Source organism: Streptomyces sp. TRM68416, from assembly GCF_014596915.1.
GTDB lineage: Bacteria > Actinomycetota > Actinomycetes > Streptomycetales > Streptomycetaceae > Streptomyces.
Genome location: NZ_JACVWU010000035.1, coordinates 12793 through 33897, shown reverse-complemented (window position 1 = coordinate 33897; position 21105 = coordinate 12793). Strand labels below are relative to the sequence as shown.

10 protein-coding genes are annotated in these 21105 nt (G+C 71.6%); 3 read left to right on the top strand and 7 right to left on the bottom strand.

The window, feature by feature from the left end; translation table 11 throughout:
* Nucleotides 1–95 precede the first annotated feature (95 nt).
* Nucleotides 96–13193 carry an SNF2-related protein gene (locus ICC28_RS36880; protein ID WP_188293211.1) on the bottom strand — a complete coding sequence of 4366 codons (13098 nt, stop codon included), beginning with the start codon at nt 13191–13193 and terminating at the stop codon, nt 96–98.
* Nucleotides 13194–13444: 251 nt separating this feature from the next.
* Here ICC28_RS36880 and ICC28_RS36875 point away from each other — a divergent pair, with 251 nt between their 5' ends.
* The 3 genes from ICC28_RS36875 (at nt 13445) to ICC28_RS36865 (ending at nt 16004) form a co-directional block, all read left to right on the top strand.
* Nucleotides 13445–14152, top strand: a complete 708-nt coding sequence (locus ICC28_RS36875; RefSeq protein WP_188293210.1) for a hypothetical protein — start codon at nt 13445–13447, stop codon at nt 14150–14152.
* A gap of 182 nt (nt 14153–14334) precedes the next feature.
* Complete coding sequence (locus tag ICC28_RS36870) at nt 14335–15105, top strand: ParA family protein (protein ID WP_188293209.1); 771 nt, start codon at nt 14335–14337, stop codon at nt 15103–15105.
* Nucleotides 15105–16004 carry a hypothetical protein gene (locus ICC28_RS36865; protein ID WP_188293208.1) on the top strand — a complete coding sequence of 300 codons (900 nt, stop codon included), beginning with the start codon at nt 15105–15107 and terminating at the stop codon, nt 16002–16004. The genes ICC28_RS36870 and ICC28_RS36865 overlap by 1 nt, the downstream gene beginning before the upstream one ends.
* Nucleotides 16005–16320: 316 nt before the next feature.
* Here the strand turns inward: ICC28_RS36865 and ICC28_RS36860 are convergent, their stop codons facing one another.
* The 6 genes from ICC28_RS36860 to ICC28_RS36835 form a co-directional block, all read right to left on the bottom strand.
* Nucleotides 16321–16629, bottom strand: a complete 309-nt coding sequence (locus tag ICC28_RS36860; protein ID WP_188293207.1) for a hypothetical protein — start codon at nt 16627–16629, stop codon at nt 16321–16323.
* 19 nt (nt 16630–16648) lie between these two features.
* Entirely contained in the window at nt 16649–17110 is a 462-nt protein-coding gene (locus tag ICC28_RS36855; protein WP_188293206.1) for a Pycsar system effector family protein, read from the bottom strand.
* 98 nt (nt 17111–17208) lie between these two features.
* A complete protein-coding gene (locus tag ICC28_RS36850) occupies nt 17209–17547 on the bottom strand; it encodes a hypothetical protein (protein ID WP_188293205.1) in 339 nt (112 codons plus the stop codon).
* A gap of 12 nt (nt 17548–17559) precedes the next feature.
* Nucleotides 17560–18060 carry a hypothetical protein gene (locus ICC28_RS36845; RefSeq protein ID WP_188293204.1) on the bottom strand — a complete coding sequence of 167 codons (501 nt, stop codon included), beginning with the start codon at nt 18058–18060 and terminating at the stop codon, nt 17560–17562.
* An 86-nt stretch (nt 18061–18146) separates the two neighbouring features.
* Nucleotides 18147–20516, bottom strand: coding sequence for a hypothetical protein (locus tag ICC28_RS36840; RefSeq protein WP_188293203.1), 2370 nt, complete (start codon nt 20514–20516; stop codon nt 18147–18149).
* Between the two features lie 109 nt (nt 20517–20625).
* Entirely contained in the window at nt 20626–21105 is a 480-nt protein-coding gene (locus tag ICC28_RS36835) for a conjugal transfer protein TraB (RefSeq protein WP_223190485.1), read from the bottom strand.

Here is a 21105-nt window from a genome sequence, read left to right as displayed (position 1 = left end):
TCCGGGGCCTTCTCTCTGCTGCCCTGACCACTCCCCCGCGCGATTCACCTCTTAAGAGGGGAGTTGTGCGGGGTGAGTCCAGCCGAGCCGATCGCCTACCGCTGGGTGGGCTTGCGTGCCTGCGTCTGCTCGGCGCCGCCGCGGCGCAGGTGCCCGGCCTGCTCGGCGCTGCCGCCGGGTGCGGGCTTCTTTCCGCGCTTCGTGGTGGTCGATCGGCCACGGGCGGCGGCCGCAGACACACCGCGCTTGGCCCCGGGCATCGGCCGGCTCAGCGCCTCCCCCATCTTGCGCATCTCCGGGATGTCCACCGGGGCGGCGCCGTTCGCCGACGGCGGCGGGGTGCTGCCGCCCGCCCGTCGCGGTCCCCGATACTCAAGGGCCGCGTCTCCCAGCCTCAGCAACGCCTCCGCGGTGGGCAGCTCCTCGCGCCGGTCCGTGCCGCGTTCGTCGGGGCGGCGCAGCTTGTCGGCAGCGGCCTGCGCCCACCCGGCGACCTTCTCGCACGCGGCGATCGAGACCCGGCGCACGAAGTCTCCAACGCGCCCGTCGGCCATGAGCTTGCCGAAGTGCTCGCCCGCCCGCTCCTTCATGACGTGCATCAGGTGGCCGAAGGCCCCCCGCACGCTCTGGATGCGCTGCCACTCCGGCAGGTCCTGGAGTGCGGGCGCGTGGGTGTCCGCCTCCCGCAGCGCCGCGTTGACCGCGTCCGCCGACTGCTGCGGGTCGCGGTCCGGTGCCTTCTCCGGCTCGGCGGCCCGTGTCGGCGCGGGGGCGGGGGCGGGCTGTGGCTCGGCGGTCGGGGTCAGGTTGGCCACGGCCTCGGCGAACAGTGCCTCCAGCCGTTGGAGTTCGTCCTCCACGGTGGCGAACAGGTCCGCGCCCGTTCCCTTGTCGGCGGGCACGTGTTCGTCCCACGCCTCTTGAACGGCTGCGAAGTCGGCGACGACGTCGAGGGGACGGTCCGACTCCGGGACGGAGGCCTCCGTTGGGCCGGTCCACAGCGGCAGGTCGGCCTCCGACTCCGGGGCGGGCGGCGCGGGCTCGGCGGGCCCGGTGCGTTCGACGCGGCCCTCGCGCTGCGTGATGTCGGCCGGTGCCTGCTCCTTACCCGGTTCGGCGGCGCCCTCCGGGCCGGGGGTCGCCGGGCTCTCGGGGGTGGCGGGTCGGGGGGGCGTGGCCATTTCGGTGTCCTCCGGGGCGTCGGGGAGCGGGGCGGGCTGGTCGGGAGCCCGCTCCGGGCCGGGTGTGTCGGCAGGCCCGGGCGGTTCCGCCGTCTCGGCGGCCGCCGAGTCCGCAGTGGGCTCCGGCTCCGCCGCCGGGCCTGCCTGCTGCGCGGTGTCGTCGCGGACGGGTTCGGTCTGCGCGGCGGCTGCGGCCTCCCGCTCCCGGGCGGCGGCGCGGTCGGCCACCATCGCGTCCAGGGTGGCCTGGAGGCGCACCTGCATGCGCGTGGTCTCGTGCAGCAGATTCATGAGCGGGAAAGCCAGGTGCTGCCGCTCATCGAGGGCGGGGTCCGCTGGCAACGCGGCGCCCCAGGCGTTGACCGCTTCCTGGACGGCGCGGAGGTTCGCGGCCATCTGTTGCGAGCCGTGGTCTTCCACGTCGGCAGCACCGAGGCGTCCGAGTTGGACGCTCAGGGCCTGGAACAGGGGATTCTGCCCGTAGTTCTCGCCCGCTCGCGCGGCCGCCACGGTGATGACGCGCAGGTGCTGCTCGGCGGCGGTGCGCAGTTCGACGCGCAGCGCGTCCGCCCGCGACTGCGACCCCCGGACGTTGACCGCGGCCGGTGGGTCGCCGTACGGCTCCCCCGTGACGACCGCGAACATCACCGCACCCTGCCGTGCGGCGTCCATCGGCGAGCCGTTGAGTTCGGTGACGTCGGCGGGCATGCCGTCGACCGCCAGCCGGGCGAACCAGCGACCGGAGGCGGACAGGCGCACGGTGGCGACGGTGGCCTCGCCGTACAGCAGCTCGCCGTCGCGGGGGCCCTCGCCCTCCACCGTGGTCAGCCGGAGCCGGTAGCGGGCATCGGCGGGCAGCGGGAACGTCTCGATGAAGGCCCGGGGCGCGGGCGGGTCTTCGACGTCCACGGCAGGCTCCGCTTCCTCCTGCGCGTCGGCTTCCGCCGGGAGGTCTTCCACGGCCGGGGGGGCGGCCGGGACGTCCGTCGCGACGGAGGTGGGCTCCGGCTCGTCTGCCACTACTTCCTCCTGGTCTTGCTGGTCGGGTTCCTGGTCTGCGTCCTGCGGCGCGGGGGCGTCGTCCGGCGACACGTCGGGGGCGGTCTCCTCGGCGGGCGAGGCCTCGGGGGCGGTCGGGTCCTCTCCGGCCGCCGTGTCCGGGCCGGGGACGGTGTCGTCGCTCCCGAGGAGGGGGAGCTGTTCGTCCTCGGCGGCCGCGATGTCTGCCGACGGCTCCGGTGTGGCGGTCTGCGGGGCTTCACTCCATGCACCGTCACGGAACACGTAGCCGGTCTGCTGCCTGGAGGCGTGGGCCCGCAGCCAGGGCATGATCTCTTCCGCCTCCTCGAACCGGCGCAGCCGCTTCGGGGACATGGCATCCGGGTCCTCGTTCGATGCGACGGCGAACTTCGTGCGCCGGTACTCGATGGAGGGCAGGAACAGTAGGTAGCTGGTGCCCGGGAGGGTGATCTCGTAGCGGCCGTCCCAGTGGCCGCGGTACGTCAGTGTCTCACCGTCGACCAGGCCGAGACTGCCCTCGCGTGGCGTCTCGGTGTCGGAGGCCGTGGTGTCGACCGGGTCGGCCACCGGTGCCGCCCCCTCCGGGGCGGCGGGTGGCTCCGGGGCCCCGGCAGCGAAGAGGTCCAGTTGCTCCTCGTCCAGGTCGGCGGGCGGGCTCTGCGGCCACGCGGGGGCGGGCTCGGGCACCGGCTGCGGCGGCATGCCTAGGAGGTCCCGCCGCTCCTGGTCCGACGCCCTCGGCTCGCCAGGGGCGCGGGAGGGCTGTTCCTGCCAGGGCAGATCAGCGTGCGGCCCGAGGTCGGTGGGCTGCACGACGGTCTTGGCGTCGCCGGTCGAGCCGGACTCGACGTGGATGCCGTCCGCCCCGATCGCGGTGACCTTCATCCAGAAGCCCTCGGACTCGGGCACGAAGCGGTGTCGGGCGCGGACGTAGTCGCCCACCGCCGGCCGCCAGCCCGCGCCGCCCGGGTAGAGGACCTCGTCCACCGCGTCGTGGAATCGGCGCACCGCGTCCATGAGCGGCTGGAAGTCGGCGTGACTGCTCTCCCGGTACCGGGCCAGGATCGCGTGACTGCGCGCCGTGGCGAGGTGGCCGTCTCCCTCGGCGAGCCGACCGGCCTCGTAGTGGGACCGTGCCCGCTCCCAGGCCTCGCGCGCCTGAGCCAGGGCCGTGGTGGTGCTGCGGCGCTGGACGGCTTCACGGATGCCCTCCGCGGCGGTGAGGGCTTCCTCAACCTCGGCCAGCGGCGCGGCCAGTGCTGCGGCCGCCCGCTCCGGCTCGGGGGCGCGGACACGTTCGCGCGCCCACTCCAGCACGCCGTCCCATTGCACGTGGCGGGCGCTCGTGCCGTCAGGCGCGGTGACCTCCAGCCGGTGGCCGTCCTGTCCAGGCTGGCCCTGCTGGTAGACCATCTCCACCTGGTAGTCGGAGCCGCCGACGGTGATGCCCCAGCGCGGGCCGTACTCGAACGGGGCACCGCTGCGGCGGGGCCCGTTGGGGTGGTCGGTGTTGATGCTCTCGCCCTCGTGGAGCGTCAGCTTGCCCGCGTCGGAGCGGTAGCTGAAGAACACCCAGTCGTCACTGTCGTTCGGGTGGGTCTGTGCGGTGCGCCCCAGGGCCGCCCGCTCGGCCAGTTCATAGCCGGAACTCGTGGAGATGCCCGTGCCCTGGGAGATGCCGTACAGGTCCCGCAGGACGAATCCCCGGTATCCGCTCGGGGTTTCCTCGGCGAGCCGGTACCGCTTGCCGGTGGGCTGGTGGACGTAGGTCCACTCGTTTTCGGCCGTGCGGCTGCCGATGACGTCACCCTCGGCGTGCGGGGTCGGCACGATGCGCCGGCCGCCGCGCCGGGCCTCGGCGACGTCGGCCAGGCGCCGGTACTCCTTGTAGGTCAGGCCGGTGGTCAGCTCGACACAGCTCCCGCACTCGGCGGCCATGGCGCCGCCGGTCTCGGTGCCGGTGTACCAGGTCCACACCATCGTGTAGCGGTCGGTGTCAGGGGTGCCGCACCGGTCGCACTCGCCGTGCCCGGCGTGCCCGTAGACGCCCAGGCGGCCGTCTTCCGGGCCGCCCTCGGCGCGCGGGTGGATGGCGGGCTCCCTCCGGCTGACGCGCCGCCGTCCGCCGGGCCGACGCGTGGGCGCCGGGGGCTCCGGCGTCTCGCTGGGGAAGAGGTCGAGCTGCGTCTCGTCGTCCTCGGCTCCCTCGCTCTCCGGTGCTGCGTCGGTCGGCGGCCCGGGGGCGGCGGCCTCCGTGAGTGCGGGGTCCGGCGCGGGAGCGTCCACTGCCGCGGTGTCCGGTGCCGCCTGAGTGCTGTCCTCGGTCTGCGGGTCGGCGGGGGCGGCCTCCTCCGGGGCTTCGGTCAGTGCCGGGGCGCCGGTGTCCGCCGGGGCCCCAGGGTCCGCCTCGTTCGCGACGGAGTCCTGCGTCTCGATGTCCGCGGGTTCAGGGGCCGGGGCGGGCGCCCCCGTCGTCTGCTGCTCCCCCTCGGGCGCCTCCGGCCGGGGGTGAGGCTGGTAGGGCCCGGCGTAGGGGTCCGTCTCCCCGATCGGCGGGATGGTGGCCCGCCACCGGGCGGTGTCGTACACCTCGAACTCGAAGCGCTCTGCGGCGTTGCGCAGCACGCGGGCGGTGCGTCGTTCCTCGGCGGTGACGCCGGGGAAGGCGTCGGCGGCGGCCTGCGCCGCGTCGCCGAGGGCCTGCATCTGTGCGGTGTTCAGGACGTACTTGCGGTGCGAGGCCACCCACTCCGGCGGCTCGATCGGGGTGCCGTCCGAGTAGGTGGCATCGAGTACCAGGCGGCGCAGCTCCCGGACCTGAGCCGTGGTCAGCCGCACCTCGCGGGCGGCGTACTCGGCAGGGATGGGGCTGCGGTGTGCCGGTTCCTTGACCGCGTGCAGCTCGGAGCGGATGCTCCCGGCCGCCCGGATCGCCGGTACGCCCGCTGTGGGCGGCAGCGACTCGTGGTAGGGCATGTCGTCGGGGGAACCGCCGCGTGCGTCCTGCGCCCACCAGTAGCGGCGGCCGTCGTCGCCGATGCGGGCACGGACCCAGCCGATCACCGCTCCGTCGGCGTCGACCACGGTGCCGTGTCCGGCCTCGGTGTCCAGTTCGACCAGCCGGTTGCCGTTGCCGTAGCGCAGCTCGATGCCCTCGGAGGTCGCGGCCTGCGCGGCGTCCGCGGCGTTCTGTCGCTCCTTGACGGCCCGGGCGGTGTTCTCCGGCTGGACCGAACCGTCGGGCCACTGCACCTCACCGCGTTCCCAGACCCGTGTGCCGGACTCGGTAGTGACCAGCACCAGGTCGCCGTCGTCGGTGCCGATGACCGTGCCGGGCCCGTCCGGCGTCTGCACGACCACCGCGTCCTCACCGATCGGGACGGTGTCGGTGTCGTCGGCCTCCGGCTCCTCCGGCCCGTTCTCCGGCACCCCCGTGTCACCGGGTGCGGCGGGCTCGGTCTGCGATTCGGCGGCGGCCGGCGGGGCGGGCTCAGGGCTGACTGTGCCCGGCTCGGGCTCCGCGTCGGCGGCCGCAACCGGGGCGAACTTGGCCCGTGCTTCGGTGAACTGTTCGTCGGTGGGCGGGGCCATCTCGCGCAGCGCGGTGGCCAGGGCGCGAAGCGCCAGGGCCGCGGACTCGTTGCGCTCGTCGATCCGGAAATGGATCTCGTGGTCCAGACGGCCATAGCGCCACGCAGGCAGGTCACTGGAGCGGGTGGCAGTGTCGTGCGCGACGGCGGCGTCGATCCAGGCAGGGAGGTGTTCCCACGGGGTCCGGAAGGACACGTCACCCTGGTCGATGGTCAGCCCGTTGATGTGGGTCGACAGGCGCACGTCGCCGGCGCCGCGCAGGGCTGAGGGCAGCTCGCTGCTGTCCGAGGCGTAGAAGGCTGTCGTCGGCGTTTGCCGCTGCTCGGCGATCCACTCCCGTACCCGGCCCCCCGGCAGGCGCCGGGATTGGGTGCTGACCGGCTGGCCGTCGACCGCGACGGCACTGACCAGCCCGCGCACCTGGTCGTCGCTGAGGACCGCCATGATGGCCCATCCGGCGGACTGGCGGGCGGGGGCGAGGGCCGCGTCATGCGTGGCGGAGACGCCCGCAGTGGGCTCGGTCTGCACCGGCCCAGTCGGGGTTTCGGTCTCCTGCGGGGCGGCCTCCGTGGTCTCTTCTGTGTCCTGCTGGTCGGGGCCGTTATAGGTGTAGGCGACGCCCAGCCGCTCGAAGGCGACACGCAGACCGCGTACCGCCGTGTCGCGGTCCTCGAAGGGAGTGGCGCGGCGCTGGTACCACTTCTGCTGACGGCGCGACCACTGGAAGTCCAGGTCGTTCAGCGCGTCCCGGATGCGCTGGTCCCCGCCGCGTGGGGTGTTGCGGACCTCGGTGCCCTCCGCGTCGTGGTCGATCACGATGCGGGCCGCGGCCGCCTCCTCCGCCTCGATCTGCGCCTCGGACGGCAGCTCGATGACGGTTCCGGGCGGGGCGGCGAGAATCGCCTCCAGGTCGACCATGAACAGGGGGTCGGTCTCCCCCTGGTAGAGGGTGAGCAGGTCCAGGTTCAGGTTGGTCAGGTCGTTGCTCTGCTGCTGGCGGCGCTCGCCGACCTGGTAGTTGACCCACTCGTTGTAGCTGACGCGGTAGGACCCGCCGACGCGTTCGGCGACCTTGCCGATCTGGTGGATCAGCTCGGGCAGCGGGTTGTCCGGATCGTAGGAGAACCCGACGCCGGGCTGGTCGATGTAGGCGACGACGTCACGGCCGGACAGCTTGTGGCGCTGCAACAGCGGCTCGTAGTACCGCAGGACGGCCGCGCACCGGGCCATGGCCGGCGAGGGGCCGGTGTGTTGCTCCGGCTCCGGCTGCGGGGCAGGGGTGTCCGGCTCACCGGCGGGCACCTCGGTGGCAGACTCCGCCGGGGGCTGCGGGCCGCCGATGTGCGTGACCGAGCCCCGGTCGCCGAACAGGTCGACCAATTCCTGGAGCGGTGCCGTCTCCTCGGGAGAGGCAGGCTCCTCCGGCTCCGGCACGGCGCCGGAGAAGAGGTCGTCCACCGCTTCCCTGAACCGCTGTTCCCGGTCCTGTTCGTCGTCGGCCGCACCGTCGCCCGAGGCCTCGGGCGTCACCGGGCCGGGGGACGGCTCCGCCTCGGTTTCACCGGGACCAGCGGGCTCAGGGGTGCTCTGTCCGGGCCCGGCGTCCGGGCTGGACTGATCCTGCGCTTCAGCCGCCGGGTCCTCCTGCCCGGGCTCGGCGCCGCCCGCGGACGGACGCGCAGTCGGCCGTTCGGCCCTGTCCTCATCGGTCATGTCCTGCGCTTCCCCCGCGGTGTTCTCCGCAGGGGCAGGCGCGTCGTCGGACCGACTCTCGTCCTGCGTCAGGCCCCGGGCCCGGGCCTGGATCTCGTGCTCATCGGCAATGGTCTTGCGCAGGTTGGCGATGTGCTCGCGCAGCGCTTCGAGTTCCTCGTTGACTTCCTCGGCCGCGTCCTCGTTGACGCTCGCGGCCCGTTCGACCCGCTCGGCGAGGGCGGCCTCCTTCTCGTTGGCGACGACCAGCTTGCCCAGCGCCTTCTCCTCCCGTTCCTTGGAACGGGCCTGGATGCGGTAGGGGTTCTCGTCCTTCGGGCGGAGGTTGGAGGCGATCTCCTCGCGGCGGGCACGCAGGGACTCGGCCGACTGCTCCAGCTTGGCGAGGTCGTCGTCCAGGTGGTTGAGGAAGTGCTCCAGGCTCTGGATGGCGCCGCGGCCGTTGGACTGGGTGACGGATGAGGCCTGCCACTGCGCACGGTCCTCGCGCTGGCCCAGCGGGACGACGTACCCCCAGGCGAAGCGCAGGCGCATCTGACGGCGGCCGCTGGCCCCGTAGGCGACCTCCGCGTGGAAGTCCTGCCCGCCGAAGGTGCCGACCGGGACGCGCTCGCCGGGCCGCAGCGACTGGTCCTGGGCGATGGCGACCATCGCGGCCCCGAGCGCGTTCGCGGCCGCGTCGCGGCTGCGGTAGGTGGCGTCGCCCACGGTCATGGCGAAGTCGTCGCCGGTGGTCGGGCGCCGGTTGGGGGCCGCCGCCCGCATGCCTTCCAGGGCGGTGTCCGCACGGGCGAGGAAGTCGTCAATGTCGCCGAGCTGCTGCGTGCGGGTGTCCTGCTGGCGGTCCCAGCTTCGGGCCAGGCCCTGGAGCCGGGCGCGTTCGGCGGTGGCCTCCGCCAGTTGCAGGATCGCCGGGTCACCGGAGGCCAGGGCGGAGAGCATGCCGAGGTTGATCGCATCGGCGCCGATGTCCTCGATCTCTCGGGCGCTGAAGTCCTTGCGCTGGATCTGGCCGATGAAGCGCGCCTTGCGGGCGAGGGTGGTCAGCCGGAACTCATCGAAGGTCCGCTCGGTGATGTAGTACAGGATGCGGACGTGGTCGGGGGTGTTCTCGATCCACGGGGCGTTGAGGTTGCCGCGCCGCTCGATACGGCCGTCGCGCTGGGCCATGTCCGCCGGCCGCCACGGGTAGGACAGGTGGTGCAGTGCGACCGCCCTGTCCTGGATGTTCGTGCCCGTGCCCATCTTCTGTGTAGATCCGACCAAAACGCGGACGCGTCCGGAGCGGCAGTCGGCGAATAGCTTCTCCTTCTTGCGGTCGGTGGCCGCCTCGTGGATGAAGCGGATGGACTCGCGCGGCATCCCCCGCTGCACCAGCTCGTCACGCAGGTCCGCGTACAGGTCGGCGGCGTGCTTGGCGGTGCTGCCGGGGGTGCCTTCGTCCAGGAAGACGAGCTGGAGGCCGCCGGGCAGTTCCTGCGGGGTCGGGTCGTCCCCGGAGACCGGGTAGACGATGTCCTTCGTCTCCTGCCAAATCTCCGCGATCTTCTCGGCCGCATACGGGATCTTGCTGCCCATCTCCTTGCTGCCGCCGATGCTGCGCATGTCGACGGCGGCGGCGTCGGCGAGGTCGGCGACCTTCTCCATGTCCAGCACGCGGCCGCCGCCCGCCGGGTCCTCGCTGGAGATCTGGTCGGCCGTGATGCTCAAGCCGAGGTTGCGCAGCGCCTCGGTGGCGTCGACCAGGTCCAGGTCGACGGAGGCGCGCAGGCCCTCGCCGAGGGCCTTGAGGACGCCGCCGGGCTTGCGCACCCAGGGCTTGTGCGGCAGCTCCTTGATGAACTGGCGCTGCGCCGGCGTCGGCGGGATGAGGACGGTCTCGCCGCGCTGCCCGTCCTCGTTCTCCAGCACGGGCGGCGTGGGCAGGTCCAGGTCTTCCGCCATCTGCACGTCGGCGAACGTCCTGTAGGCCGCCATCAGCTCCGGCACGTTGAAGAAGCGGCTGAAGCGCGCCTTGTACTTGTACCCGTCGCCCTTGGGGTCGGGCTCCAGTTGGGAGACGACCTCGCCGAACGTCGCGGCCCAGTTGTCGAAGGCGTCGAGCCCCATTTCCTCCAGGATCTGAGGGGCGAGGTAGCGCTTGAGGACGTAGGCCTCGGTCACCGAGTTGGCGATCGGGGTGCCGGTGGCCAGGGTCGCCACACGGTCGGACTCGTTGGTCGTGCGCAGGTAGTCCAGCACCATGTGGAGCTTGGTGGCCTTCGCCGAGCCCTGGATCGCGGCGCCGGGGATCGCCGAGACGGTGCGCAGGTTCTTGTACTCGTGCGCCTCGTCCAGGAACACGTAGTCGACGCCGGTGTCCTCCAGGTAGACGCCGTTGTCGTCGCCCATGGACTCGATCTGCTGCTGGAGCTTGGCCTCCGCGTTGGCCAAGCTCTCCTCGATCTGCTTGACCGTGTTGCGGTGCATCCCGGCCTGAGCGGCGATGTCGAGCTGGTCGCGCAGCGACTTCATCTCGTGGTCGAGGTAGTTGCGCTGGGTGTCCGGCCGCAGCGGCACCCGGTTGAACGCCTCGTGCGTGAGGATCACGGCGTCCCAGTCACCGCCCGCGATCCGGCCCATGAACTTGGCGCGGCGCTTCTTGTTCAGGTCGCTCGCGGTGATCGCCAGGATCTTCGCGTTCGGGTAGAGCTGCCGGAACTCGCGCGACCACTGCTTCAGCATGTGGTTGGGCACGATCAGGCACGGCTTCTTCGCCAGGCCGGTTCTGCGCAGCTCCATCGCGCCGGCGGCCATGGTCGCCGTCTTGCCCGCGCCGACGACGTGGGCGAGCAACGCCGTCGGCTCGTTGACGATCCGGCGGATCGCGGCGTTCTGGTGCTCCTTCATCGTCCAGCCGCTGATCAGACCAGGAAGGGTCAGCGCGGAGCCCGAATACTCGGGCAGCACCAGGTTGTTGAACTGCTCGTTGTAGATCTTCGCGAGGTTGGCGGCGCGGGTCTCGTCGGCCCACACCCAGTCCTCGAAGGCCTCCGCGATCAGCCGGGCCTTCTCCTGCGCCTCGTCCGTGGCGGCCTTGTCGACGTAGGTCCGGCCCTCGTTGTCGCGGTAGGTGACCTGGATGGTCGAGTCGGCCTGCCGCAGCAGCGCGGTGAACAGGTCCTGCGTCGGCCGCGAGCCGGTGCCCCACTCGGTGCGCGCCAGGTCCCCGTTCTTCGCGCCGCGGACCTCCCACACGGTGCCGCCCGCGTGCAGCACGCTGGCGTCCTCGAAGCCCAGGTGGGCGAGGAAGTCGTTGTAGGTCTCGACCGGAATCCACGGGGCGCCGATCTTGGCCTTGATCTCGGAGGGCGCCAGGTCGGCGGGCTGGACCCGTTCCAGGGCAGAGACGTTGCCCTGGAACGTCGGGTCCTCGGCGGCCCGCTCCCGGGCGGCCGCGAGCTTGGCGCGCACGTTGCCGGACAGGTAGCGGTGCCGGGGCTCCCATGCATCGTCCTGAAGCGGGTCGCGGTAGGCGAGCCCGGCGTCCGCGCACTGCGCGGCCGCGCTCTCCTCGTCCAGCCCCAGGAGGCTGGCGACCCGGCTCATGTCCAGGCGCCCGCCGTCGTACTCCATCGCCAGAGCGATGGCGTCCTCGTGGCTGTTGGCCCGGGTCGGCAGGATGCGCGGCTCCAGGACGCGGGTCAGCAGCACCTTCTGCTCGGTGCCCTTGCCCGTGCGCTCGTCCCACTCCTCCAGGCCGAACAGCAGCGAGGCGTCGGGATCGTCGTCAATCCAGGCGAACGCGGTGCGCTGCTTCCACGCGGCCGGGACCTCCTTCAGGCCCTGCGCCTTGGCCTGCTCGCGGGCCTCGGGAGGCGTGAAGACGTAGTGCTGGCGCGGCTTGGTCAGCGGCGGGTGCTTCTTGCGGTAGTCCCTCCAGGCCACCCGCAGCTCCGCGCGGAGCGCCGCGAGCTGCGGAGTCTCCCCCGGCTCGGGGGTGTCCGCCTCGGTCTCGTACAGCTTCAGGGTCAGGCCCTTGAGGCGGATGAGCTGGACAAGCTGGTCGTGCTGTTCGGGGTGGATCTCCAGTGGGACCGGGCGGCCGCCGTCGATGATCGTGGGGGTGCCCTCGGCGTCCAGCCCGAGCGCTCCCTCGGTGCCGCCGGTGACGATCGTCTGCACCGGCTCGGTGCGCTGGTCGGCGGCCGCGGTGAGCCCGGCGGCCCGGGCCTCCACCGCGATGGCGGCGGCCGCGGCCGTCAGGGATTCCGCCGGCGTCTGGTCGGTACGGCCGACGACGGTGACCTCCGGCCCCCATTCCCGGGAGCCCGCGCGCAGCTCGCCGAGCACGTACTCGGGGTGCGCGTCGAAGTAGGTGTTCACCGCGAGTTCGTCGTCGTGGCCGGGCAGCACCCGCTTGCGGGAGGTCAGCCACGTCTTGTCCCCCGGTTCCTCGCCGGGCATCCGGCGCCGCAGGAACAGCACGTCGGTGACGACGTCCGTCCCGGCCGCCGCCGCGTGCGCCCGGGCGGGCAGGCGGACCGCGCCGACCAGGTCGCCGAGCTGGTACATGCGCTCCCGGGCGTCCGGTTTCTCCGCGTCCATGGTGTAGCGCGAGGTGATGAGCGCGACGACGCCGCCCGGCCGGGTGGCGTACAGCGACTTCAGCACAAAGTGGTCGTGGATCGAGAGCGACAGGTCGGCGTTGTGGACCTTGTCGAACCGCTTGTAGCGGCCGAAGGGCACGTTGCCGACGACGCCGTCGAAGCCACCGTCGGCGAGCAGGACCTCTTCCAGGCCGCTGGTGATGATCTCGGCGTCCGGGTACAGGTGGCGGGCGATGGCCGCAGTGGTCGGCTCGACCTCCACGCCGGTCATCTGCACCGGGGTCGAGGTCAGGATCGGTGCGAAGCCGATGAAGTTGCCGCTGCCGGAGCCAGGTTCGAGAACGCGGCCGCCGGTGAAGCCGAGACCGCGGACCGCGCCCCAGATCGAGCGGACCAGGTCGGCGTCGGTGTAGTGCGCGTTGATGGTGTTGCGGCGGGCGGCCGCCCATTCGTCCTCGGTGAGCAGTTCCCGGATCTGCTCGCGCAGGTCACTGACCGCGTCCCAGCGGGCGACCGCACGCTCGAAGGGCTCGTCCGCGTCGAACGCGGCCCGCGCCGGCCGCGGGTTGAAGATGACGGGCAGGGCGCCCCAGCCGGACCAGCGCGCGAGGGTGCGTTGTTCCTGCTCGGTGGCCGGGCGCTGCTCGCGCTCCAGGACGCGCAGCGTCTCCAGGGCCGCGAGGTTGGCGCGGGCCCGCTCGCCCTGCCCGGCCGGCGCGAGGTCCCGCTGGCTGTCCGGCCGGAAGCGGGGCGGGGTTACATCTCCCGGTGCTCCGTCCCCGGCTCCTTCTCCAGCCAGATCTCCTCCGCGTACACCAGCTCCTGCGCCTGCGACCTGGTCGCCCGCCGGGCCGCCGCGCGCTGCTCCATCGGGAGCTTCTGGAGGAGTTCGGTCGTCATCTGCCCGATCCTCTCCGTCACCCGCAGGTCCAGCTCCTGGAAGAACGCTGCCTGCTGCTCCGGGCTCCCCAGCGACTCCAGGGCCTGCGGCCGGTACGTCTCCCAATACTCCCGAGCCATCTGCCCGTGCCTGCTGAGCTGCGTCACTACGGTTCTCCTCGTCCTCGCGGAGCGGCGGCTCCACTCCCCCGATGCTCATACGCGTTCTCCCCCGCGGTGCTGGTAGGGCACAGGCCTTCGACCCGGTCCAGCACACCGTCCCCACGGACGGGCCCGGGGGCTTCCCCCGGCCTCGCCCGGATGCTCAACGGCGGCCGGACATGATCCATCCTCTTTGACCCTACGACTCACCAACAGCGGATTTCCCCTGCCGCACCGCCGGGCGCCCCACGGCGCCCCACGTCACTGCGGCAGCAGCACGCGGCCCAATTATCTGGCTACATTTCCACCATGGCGAGGGTGAACATGAAGTTCCACGTGGCGGTGACCGAGAGCGCACTGAAGGCACTCAATGCGCGCCGCAAGGACGAGCGGGACCGCGAGGACGAGTGGATCGCCGCACGCCGGAAGGAGCTGATCCTGCCCGGCATGTCGCGGCGGACGGCCGCGGCCGTCCGCCGCGACATCCGGGCCCGGGCCGCACGGATGCGACGGACTGGCGAGTTCGGCGGCACCCGGGACGACATCGTGACCCGGGCGGTCCGCGAGGAGCTGCGCGCCCGCGGCCTGGACCGCAAGTGGCCCAAGCCCCCGGAGGGCGAGGTCGAGGCGCCGGGCCGCCCGTGGGGTACCCCACCGAGTGCACCCATGGGTGAGGGCGGGTACACCGAGCGCGTGTCGGTGAACCTGCCGTACAACCTCGGCGACACCGTCCGCCGCGCCGCGTACTGGACCAGCAAGGAAGCCGTCGAGGCACTCCAGGACTGGGCCGACCGATGGGGCGATGGGGTCGACGTCGCCCTCCGGGAGGCCGAGCGTGACGGCATCCCCGCCGAACTGGCCCTCATGTCCGCCGCCGGACGCCCCTCTGCACCACAGTCCGCACTGGAGATCCGTGACCGCCTCCGCGCCAAGGTCCTCACCACCGGCGACCTACTCCGCGCGGCAATCGACCGGGCGACGGGAGCAAGCCAGCCCGAAATCCCCGAGCAGCCCTGAGAGTGGAAACAATTGTTTCCACGCCGTTCCAATTGGAACGGTTTCGTTCGACTGGAAATAGAACAACAGGCGCGCTTTCGCGGGCTCAGCTCACCCTTGACAGCCGATGCTCGGTCGACGGCTCGACCTCTGGCAATATGACCGCGTCCGAGTACCCACCAGGGGAAGCCCACGGAGGTCACATGCCCCCCCATGACAGTCCCGAGCCAGAGCACCGCGCCAAGGTCATCACCACCTTCCAGCAGAAGGGCGGCGCCGGGAAGTCCACCATCGGCGTCAACGTGGCGGCCGTTCTGGGCGAAAACAACCCCCCTTCCAACCCAAATGATCCTGACTGCCCGTGCCCAATCGTCGCCGCCGGCATCGACCTCCAGGGCTCCCTTGACGAGTGGGCACGGAAGGTGCCAGAAGCGCGACTTCCGTTCGACTACGTCATCACGCGCGGCAAGTTGGGCGAACTGCCCGCCCTCGTGAAGGACCCCGCGGTCACCAGGATCGTGGTCGACACCCCCGGCTTTGCCGACATCGACCCGACGAAGGACCTGGACGCAGAGGACCCTCTGGGCGCCGGACCGGCGGCCGAAGCGATGCGCGAGATTCTGAGCCTCACTGACCTCGCCCTGGTGCCAGTCGTCCCAGTGGAAACCCTGACCCATGGCCCAGCCGAGTACACCATCGAGCGCCTACTACGCCCGCACGGGATCAAGTTCCGGGTGGTCATCAACAACTGGGATTCTGGGGCAGACCGCACACGGGCCGACCTCAAGGACATGCAGGAGTGGTGTGAGGTGCGCGGCTACCCGTACATGCCCCAAGCCATCCGGCGCTACAAGATCCATGCGAAGGCACCCGAAGCTGGACTGACCGTGATCCAGTACCCGGAGAGCGGCACGGCGCTCCGGGCGCGCGAGGACTTCTACAAGTTGGCCCTGGCCGTGGAAGGACTGATCTGATGGGACGCCAGCGCGGCGGGTCGGCCCAGGAGCGCTTCGAGTTCAAGAGCGCCATCGACATGGCTCGGGCCCTTCCGAACCTCTTCCGCCCCATCTCGGGACAGCCCAAGACCCTCACCTCAGACGAGCGGCAGTCGCTTGCCCAATGCGAGGCGGCCGTCGACACGCTGAAGTGGGCCTTCTGGCTGGCCGGTAAGGCGTTGCAGATCATCCGCGACAGTCGGCTGTACCGCGCGGAGCACGCCAGCTTCGAGGACTACTGCTGGACCCGTTGGGGGATGAAGGCCAACTACGCAGGGAAGCTGATCCGCACATGGCAGGTCGCGGAGGCCCTGTTCGATTTGGCGTCGAACGATTCAGTTCCAATTGGAACGCCTCGCCTCTCCCTGGAGCAGGCCAAGAAGGCCAACCAGGCACAGGTGTGGGAGCTGGTCTCCGTACGTGAGACATGGGACGTGGAGCACGCCGTCTTCGTCTACGCGACGGTGGCCGCTTCGGACGTCCCGGTCACAGCCGAGGTCCTTCGAGGAGCGGTCGACGCCCTCCCGAAGGGCGAGGAGTTCGACAGGGAGACCGCCAGGGCGGCCATCCAGGCCTTCCTGGACAACTGGAGCGACGAGAAGGGTGAGGCGGAGGTCGACATCACCGCCAAGGCAGAGAAGGCGGTCTCCGTGCCCTGGGTGCGACGCCTGGCGCGGAGGGACCGGGCAGCCGCTGAGCGCTATCTCGATGCACTCGAAGCGGAAATCGCGAAGTGCCGGGAACACCTCACCGAACCCACGAAGCCGAAGCGGGACTCAGGGGCGGCGACAGAGGCGCAAGAGCAGACCGCTGAAGCCACAGAACAGCCGAAGGCCCTGGAGCCGGGCACTGAGAGCCCTGAACCTGCGGCAGCGTAAACGGCCCTGAACGCAAAGAAGCGGGCCCCGTCCGAGGACGGGGCCCGCTTCGTGTGTCAGCTCAGATGTCGTGCGCAGGCCGCGGCGAACATTTTGGTGAACGGATCGTCGCTCGGGTCCTGGAGGAGTTCCCACCAGGCGAGGGCGACCAGGGGTCGGCGAGTTCGTCTGCATGGTCGGCGTCGAGCCGGATCGGGGCGGCGCCGGTTCCGCAGCGGGGGCCAGCGGTGGTGAGCCAGCCGGGCAGCCCTCCGCGCGGGAAGCAGACTTGCAGCGCGGCGTACAAGTCGGCGGGCACCGCGCGGCCAGTCACCGGTCAGGCCGTCCGGGAGTGCTGGAGTCGCGCCGTGGGCTGGACGAGGCGGCGCAGGATCGGCGCCCGGCGGGCCCACGCGCGCCAGCGGGGCGGGTGGACGTGGCGCCAGGCGCTGGCCCTCATGCCGCCCTCGTCGGCGAAGCGCTGGCCGATCCCGCAGGAGCATTCCCAGCCGTACGGGAGCGGGGCGGAGTCGTCGCGGGTGGCGATGGCGACGACGTGAGTGCCGTCGTGGCCGCCGTGGAAGGTGCCGATCACCCAGCCTCCGGCGCGGCGGGCGGCGGTGGTGGGGTCGAGGTTGGTCGTCATGCGTGTCTCCAGGGTCGGGTCAGGCAACGAGGGCGGCGAGCAGTGCAACGCCGAGGGTGACGAGCGATGCGCCGGTGATGATCCCGGCGAGTCGCAGGCCCGCGTACTTGCGGCGGGCGATCTGCGAGAGGTGGATGACGTGGGCCACGCGGTCGTCCGGGGTCTGGAGGTCCTTCACCAGGTCCTGGGGCGTGCAGAGCGACCAGTAGAGGAAGCTGCCGCGGGCAGCGCCCGACAGGCGCGGGTGGACGACGACGAGCACGACGAGCATGGCGGCGATGAGGCCGAGGGCGCCGGCGCCGACGAGGAGGCCGACGATGGGCGGTAACTCGTGCCCTGGGACCACAGCGACGAGCGCGGCGAGGGGCAGGGAGAAGCTGGTGAGCAGGACGCCGGACTTGGCGTCCGTACGGGAGATCTCGGCGAGGACGGTGGCGTTGGCCGCGTCCAGGCGGGCGTCGAGACTTTCGGGCGGGGTCATCGAGTCCCTTACGTGGTTGCTGAGCCGGTCGGGGGAGCACAGGAGCGCCGCGCATCCCGTGGGGTGCGCGGCCGCTCCTGTGTCGGTGGATCGGGGTGCTACGCCGCGGCGTCGGTGTCGATGTCGAACAGGCCGATCTGCGCGTCCATGAGTTCCTGGCCGCGCTGATCGTTGGCGCGGGCCCGCTCGACGGCGAGCGCATCGCGCCAGCAGGGCCAGCACCAGGGCCGTAGCTCCTCCAGCGGCGCGGCGGCGTTCTGCACGTCGGTGGCGTGCGGGGTTCGCGGAGCGGCCAGCAGGGGCTTGTTCTTGCCGCTGCTCGTGGCGTTGCAGCGCTCGCCGTCGCCCGTGTGCGTCTTGCCGCAGGCGCCGTTGCAGGCGCAGCGCCCGCCGTGCTGTTCGAGGACGGTGGTCAGGACGTTCCCGGGTCGAGTCACGGTCGGTTCCCCTCAGCGGTCGAAGCGGTTGTGGGTGCGGGCGATGACGCCACGGGTGTGGGTGTTGATCTCGGTGGTCTCCTGAATGACCGTGCCCTCGTAGTGCTGGTGGATGACGGGCGGGGCGGCCTCCACGACCTCCTTGGCCCGGCGGACCAGGCGGCAGAGAGCGAGGACGGCGACCGTGGGGCCCCCGAGGACGATGCCGCAGACGACCGGGTCGGCGTACTGGGACAGGTACATCAGGATTCCGGCGGACACGCTGACCATCGACACCGATCCGGCGCCAGCGAGCATCAGGACGCTGGCATCGGTGGCGCGCTGGCTCATCGGCGCCCGGCCGTCTTGCTGGACGGGCAGGGCGTAGCCGATGGGCGGCACGGGCGCCACGTCCTTGTAGGAGGTGGCGACCGGGGCGTTGGCGCTGTACCCCTCGGCGATGAGGCGGGCGGCTTCGGCCTCCGCTTCGGCTTCGCTGAGCGCGCGGCCGGCGGGGCGTTCGGGGTGGTTCACTAGGGTGGCTCCTTCGATGCGTTGGGGGAGTGGGCAGGGGACCGGCCGGTCTTGACGGAGTAGCCGGTCCCCTGCCGTTTCGTGGGTCAGGGCAGGCGGTAGACGCCCTTGCCGAGCGGGACGAGGCCGCCTTCGTTGGCGAGCGTGCTGACCTCGTTGTTCACGCTGCGGGTGGCGGGGCCGCCCTCGGTGCCGCAGCCGACGGCGGTGCGGATTTCCCTGAGCGCCAGGCCCTCGGGGTGGCCTTGGAGCGCGGCGAGAATCCGCTCACGGATCGTCGGGGCCTTCGCCTTGGCGGCCGCCATGGGCGACGGTGCTTCGGGGAGGTCCTCGGCGCCCTGCTTCGTGGCCTTGCTGTCGGTCTCCAGGGGGGCCGTGGCAGGCTCCGGCTCGGCGCCGATGGCGCCGCTACCGACCGGCCCCCGCGAGGGCCCTGACGGGCCCCCTGTGGCCTTTGCTGCTTCCTTGGCGCCCGCGGTGCCCCGGTGGGCGTACGCGGCGCCAGCGGCGCGAGCTTCCTCCGGGGTGAGGGTCGGCATCGGGCGGCCGTCCATCAGTTCTTCGAGCTGGGGGTACAGGCCGTCGACCTTCTTCAGGACGAAGGTCCGGAAGAGGATGGCCTTGCCCTCCGTGATCAGCCAGCCCATGCCGGGGGTCGGCACGCCCTCGGTGGCGGCGGTGCCCTCGAACAGCTCCTTGGCCCCGGCACCCTCGTAGATCCGCTCCGGGATGGGGGAGACGTGCGCGCCGACCGGCGCGATGCCGTCCAGGCCCATGCCCTGTGTGGACGAGGAGGCGGTGCGCAGCAGGAAGACGTGGCCCTCCTTGCCCTTCTCGCGGATCTCGTGGTTGTCGCCCAACTCCTTGAGGTGGAGCGACTGGACCGCGAGGTCGACGCCGATGCCGACCTTCTGACCGGTCTTCTGGAGGTCGCCGATCATCCAGGCGGCTTCCTTGCGAACCTCCTGATCCAGGGAGGAGAGCAGGCGGTTGATCTCGTCGCCGGTCCACTGGATCAGGCGCCACCGGCCATGGAAGTCGAAGTCGCCGCGGCCGCGCGAGTGCGCCTCGCGGTACTCCTTGACCGCGTGCAGCGCGCGGAGTTGCTGCATCGTCTCGACAGGCCCCTTGGCCATCCAGTCGATGCGGCCCTCCATCTCCGGCATCGACATGCCGCCCTGGACGTCGGCCATCCAGGAGATGACGCCCGAGATCCGCTGAGCGGCGCCGAGGATGCGCATCAGGCCCGACTTGCCCGCGCCGGTGGTCCCGGCGGTGATGCCGTGCTGAGCGCGGCCCGTGTCGAAGTTGAACAACTGGATGCGGGCGACCGTGCCATCGTGGGCGACGCCGATCGAGATGCGCCCGCGGTCGTCCATCGTCAAGTCCTCGACCGTGGGAGACCGGACGTGCAGCAGCGGGTTGGCCCGGTAGATGTAGACGACCGCTTCGCGCGGGCCCGCACCCTCCATGACGAGGCGGGAGATATCGTCAATCCCGAGCGCGGAGCACAAGGCCTCGTGGTTGACCCGCAGCGTCTTGCCGCGCGGGGCGGCGATCCGCAGCCGGATCTGGTCCTCGCCGATCGCGTACGCGACCAGGTCGACCCCCGGGGCGGCGCCGCCGGTGCAGTTGACGTGTTCCGCCCAGATGCGTTCCAGGGCGGTGCCCGGGTCCTCTGCCTCGACCTCCAGCGCTTCCCGTGCGCGCCGGGCCTCGGCGAGGCGGGGGGCGACCTGGATAGCGAGGCGGCCCGGGCCGTACCCGTCGACCGCCGCGGTGCGGACCGCGTCGACCGGGACGTCGAAGACTCCGGCGATGGCCCGCTCGTCCAGGGTGCGCGGCACGGTGTGGCCGGCGGGGGCCAGGACAATCGCTTCGAAGTCCGGCTCGTTGGGGTCGTACTGGCGGATGCCCTCCAGGGTGGTGTCCCCGGTGGCCTGCGACTGGTTCCACAGGGCCCGCATGTGGTCGGCGAAGGTGACAGGCTCCGCGTCCACGACCTCCGGCTCACCGGCGAGGACCGGGAGGTTGTCGACGGCCCGCTTCAGGCCCTTGGAGCGGGTCCAGGGCGTCATGGGGATCATCACGGCCGTCCAGGCGGCCGCGCCCAGCATCGGCCACCCGTTGGGGTAGTCGAAGACGGGGACCAGGAGGCCGCCGGTGTAGGCGGCCGTCCAACCGAGCACGGGCAAGGCCCGCAGCGACGAGGTGAGCCGTCGCGTCCAGTCGTCGGTGTCGCTGCGCTTCCACAGGCCGACGCCGGTGAGGGCGCCGGTGGCCAGGGCCGCGCCGTGCGCCCACCACGGAACGTCCATCTGCGGGCCGACGGCGGCCCAGGTACCGGCGGCGCCGTACACGGTGCGCTCCGCCCAGGCGAGGCGGCGGGCAGTCTTGCGCGTCAGCCCCCGCTCACCGGCGGCGGCATCGGCTTTCACGACGTCGGTCGTCGTCATCGTCATTTCCCCTCCGGGAGGAAAGAAGGGGAGGGGCCCGGCGAATTCGCCGGGCCCCTCCCGAGGGGGCTTTCCGCCCCGGCGCTTTCGCGGCCGGGCGGTTATTCGGTTACTTGACTTCGTTGAAACCGGGCTTGGGCTGCTGCACGCCCATCGACTGCACGGTTTCGTAGATCCCGCCGTATTCGCCCTGGTGGGCGTCCGCGAAGCCCTGCGCGTCCATCTGCATCGCGTCGGCGGCACTGACCAAGTCGCCCGAGGCTTCGGCGACTTCCCGCAGCGAGGTGGCGCCCTCCATGATGAGGGCGGTGAATCGCGGCTCGACTTCCGCCGCATCGCACATCTCCGACATGTTGCTCGCCTTTTCGGCGTTGCGGCGAAAGAGCGTCTGGAGAATCCAGACTTTCTCTTTGAGCCACAGCGCCCGCGCGGCGAGCGTAGTGACGGCGAGTCCGAGGCTGAGGAAGCCTAGGTTGCTGTCGGGGATGGACGGGAGGTTGTCGCCGCTGTCTGGGACCGCGGGAACGTAGCTCTCGCGGGGGACGATCTCCCCGGACACGACCTTCCCGGGCACGAGTTCTCCGGACAA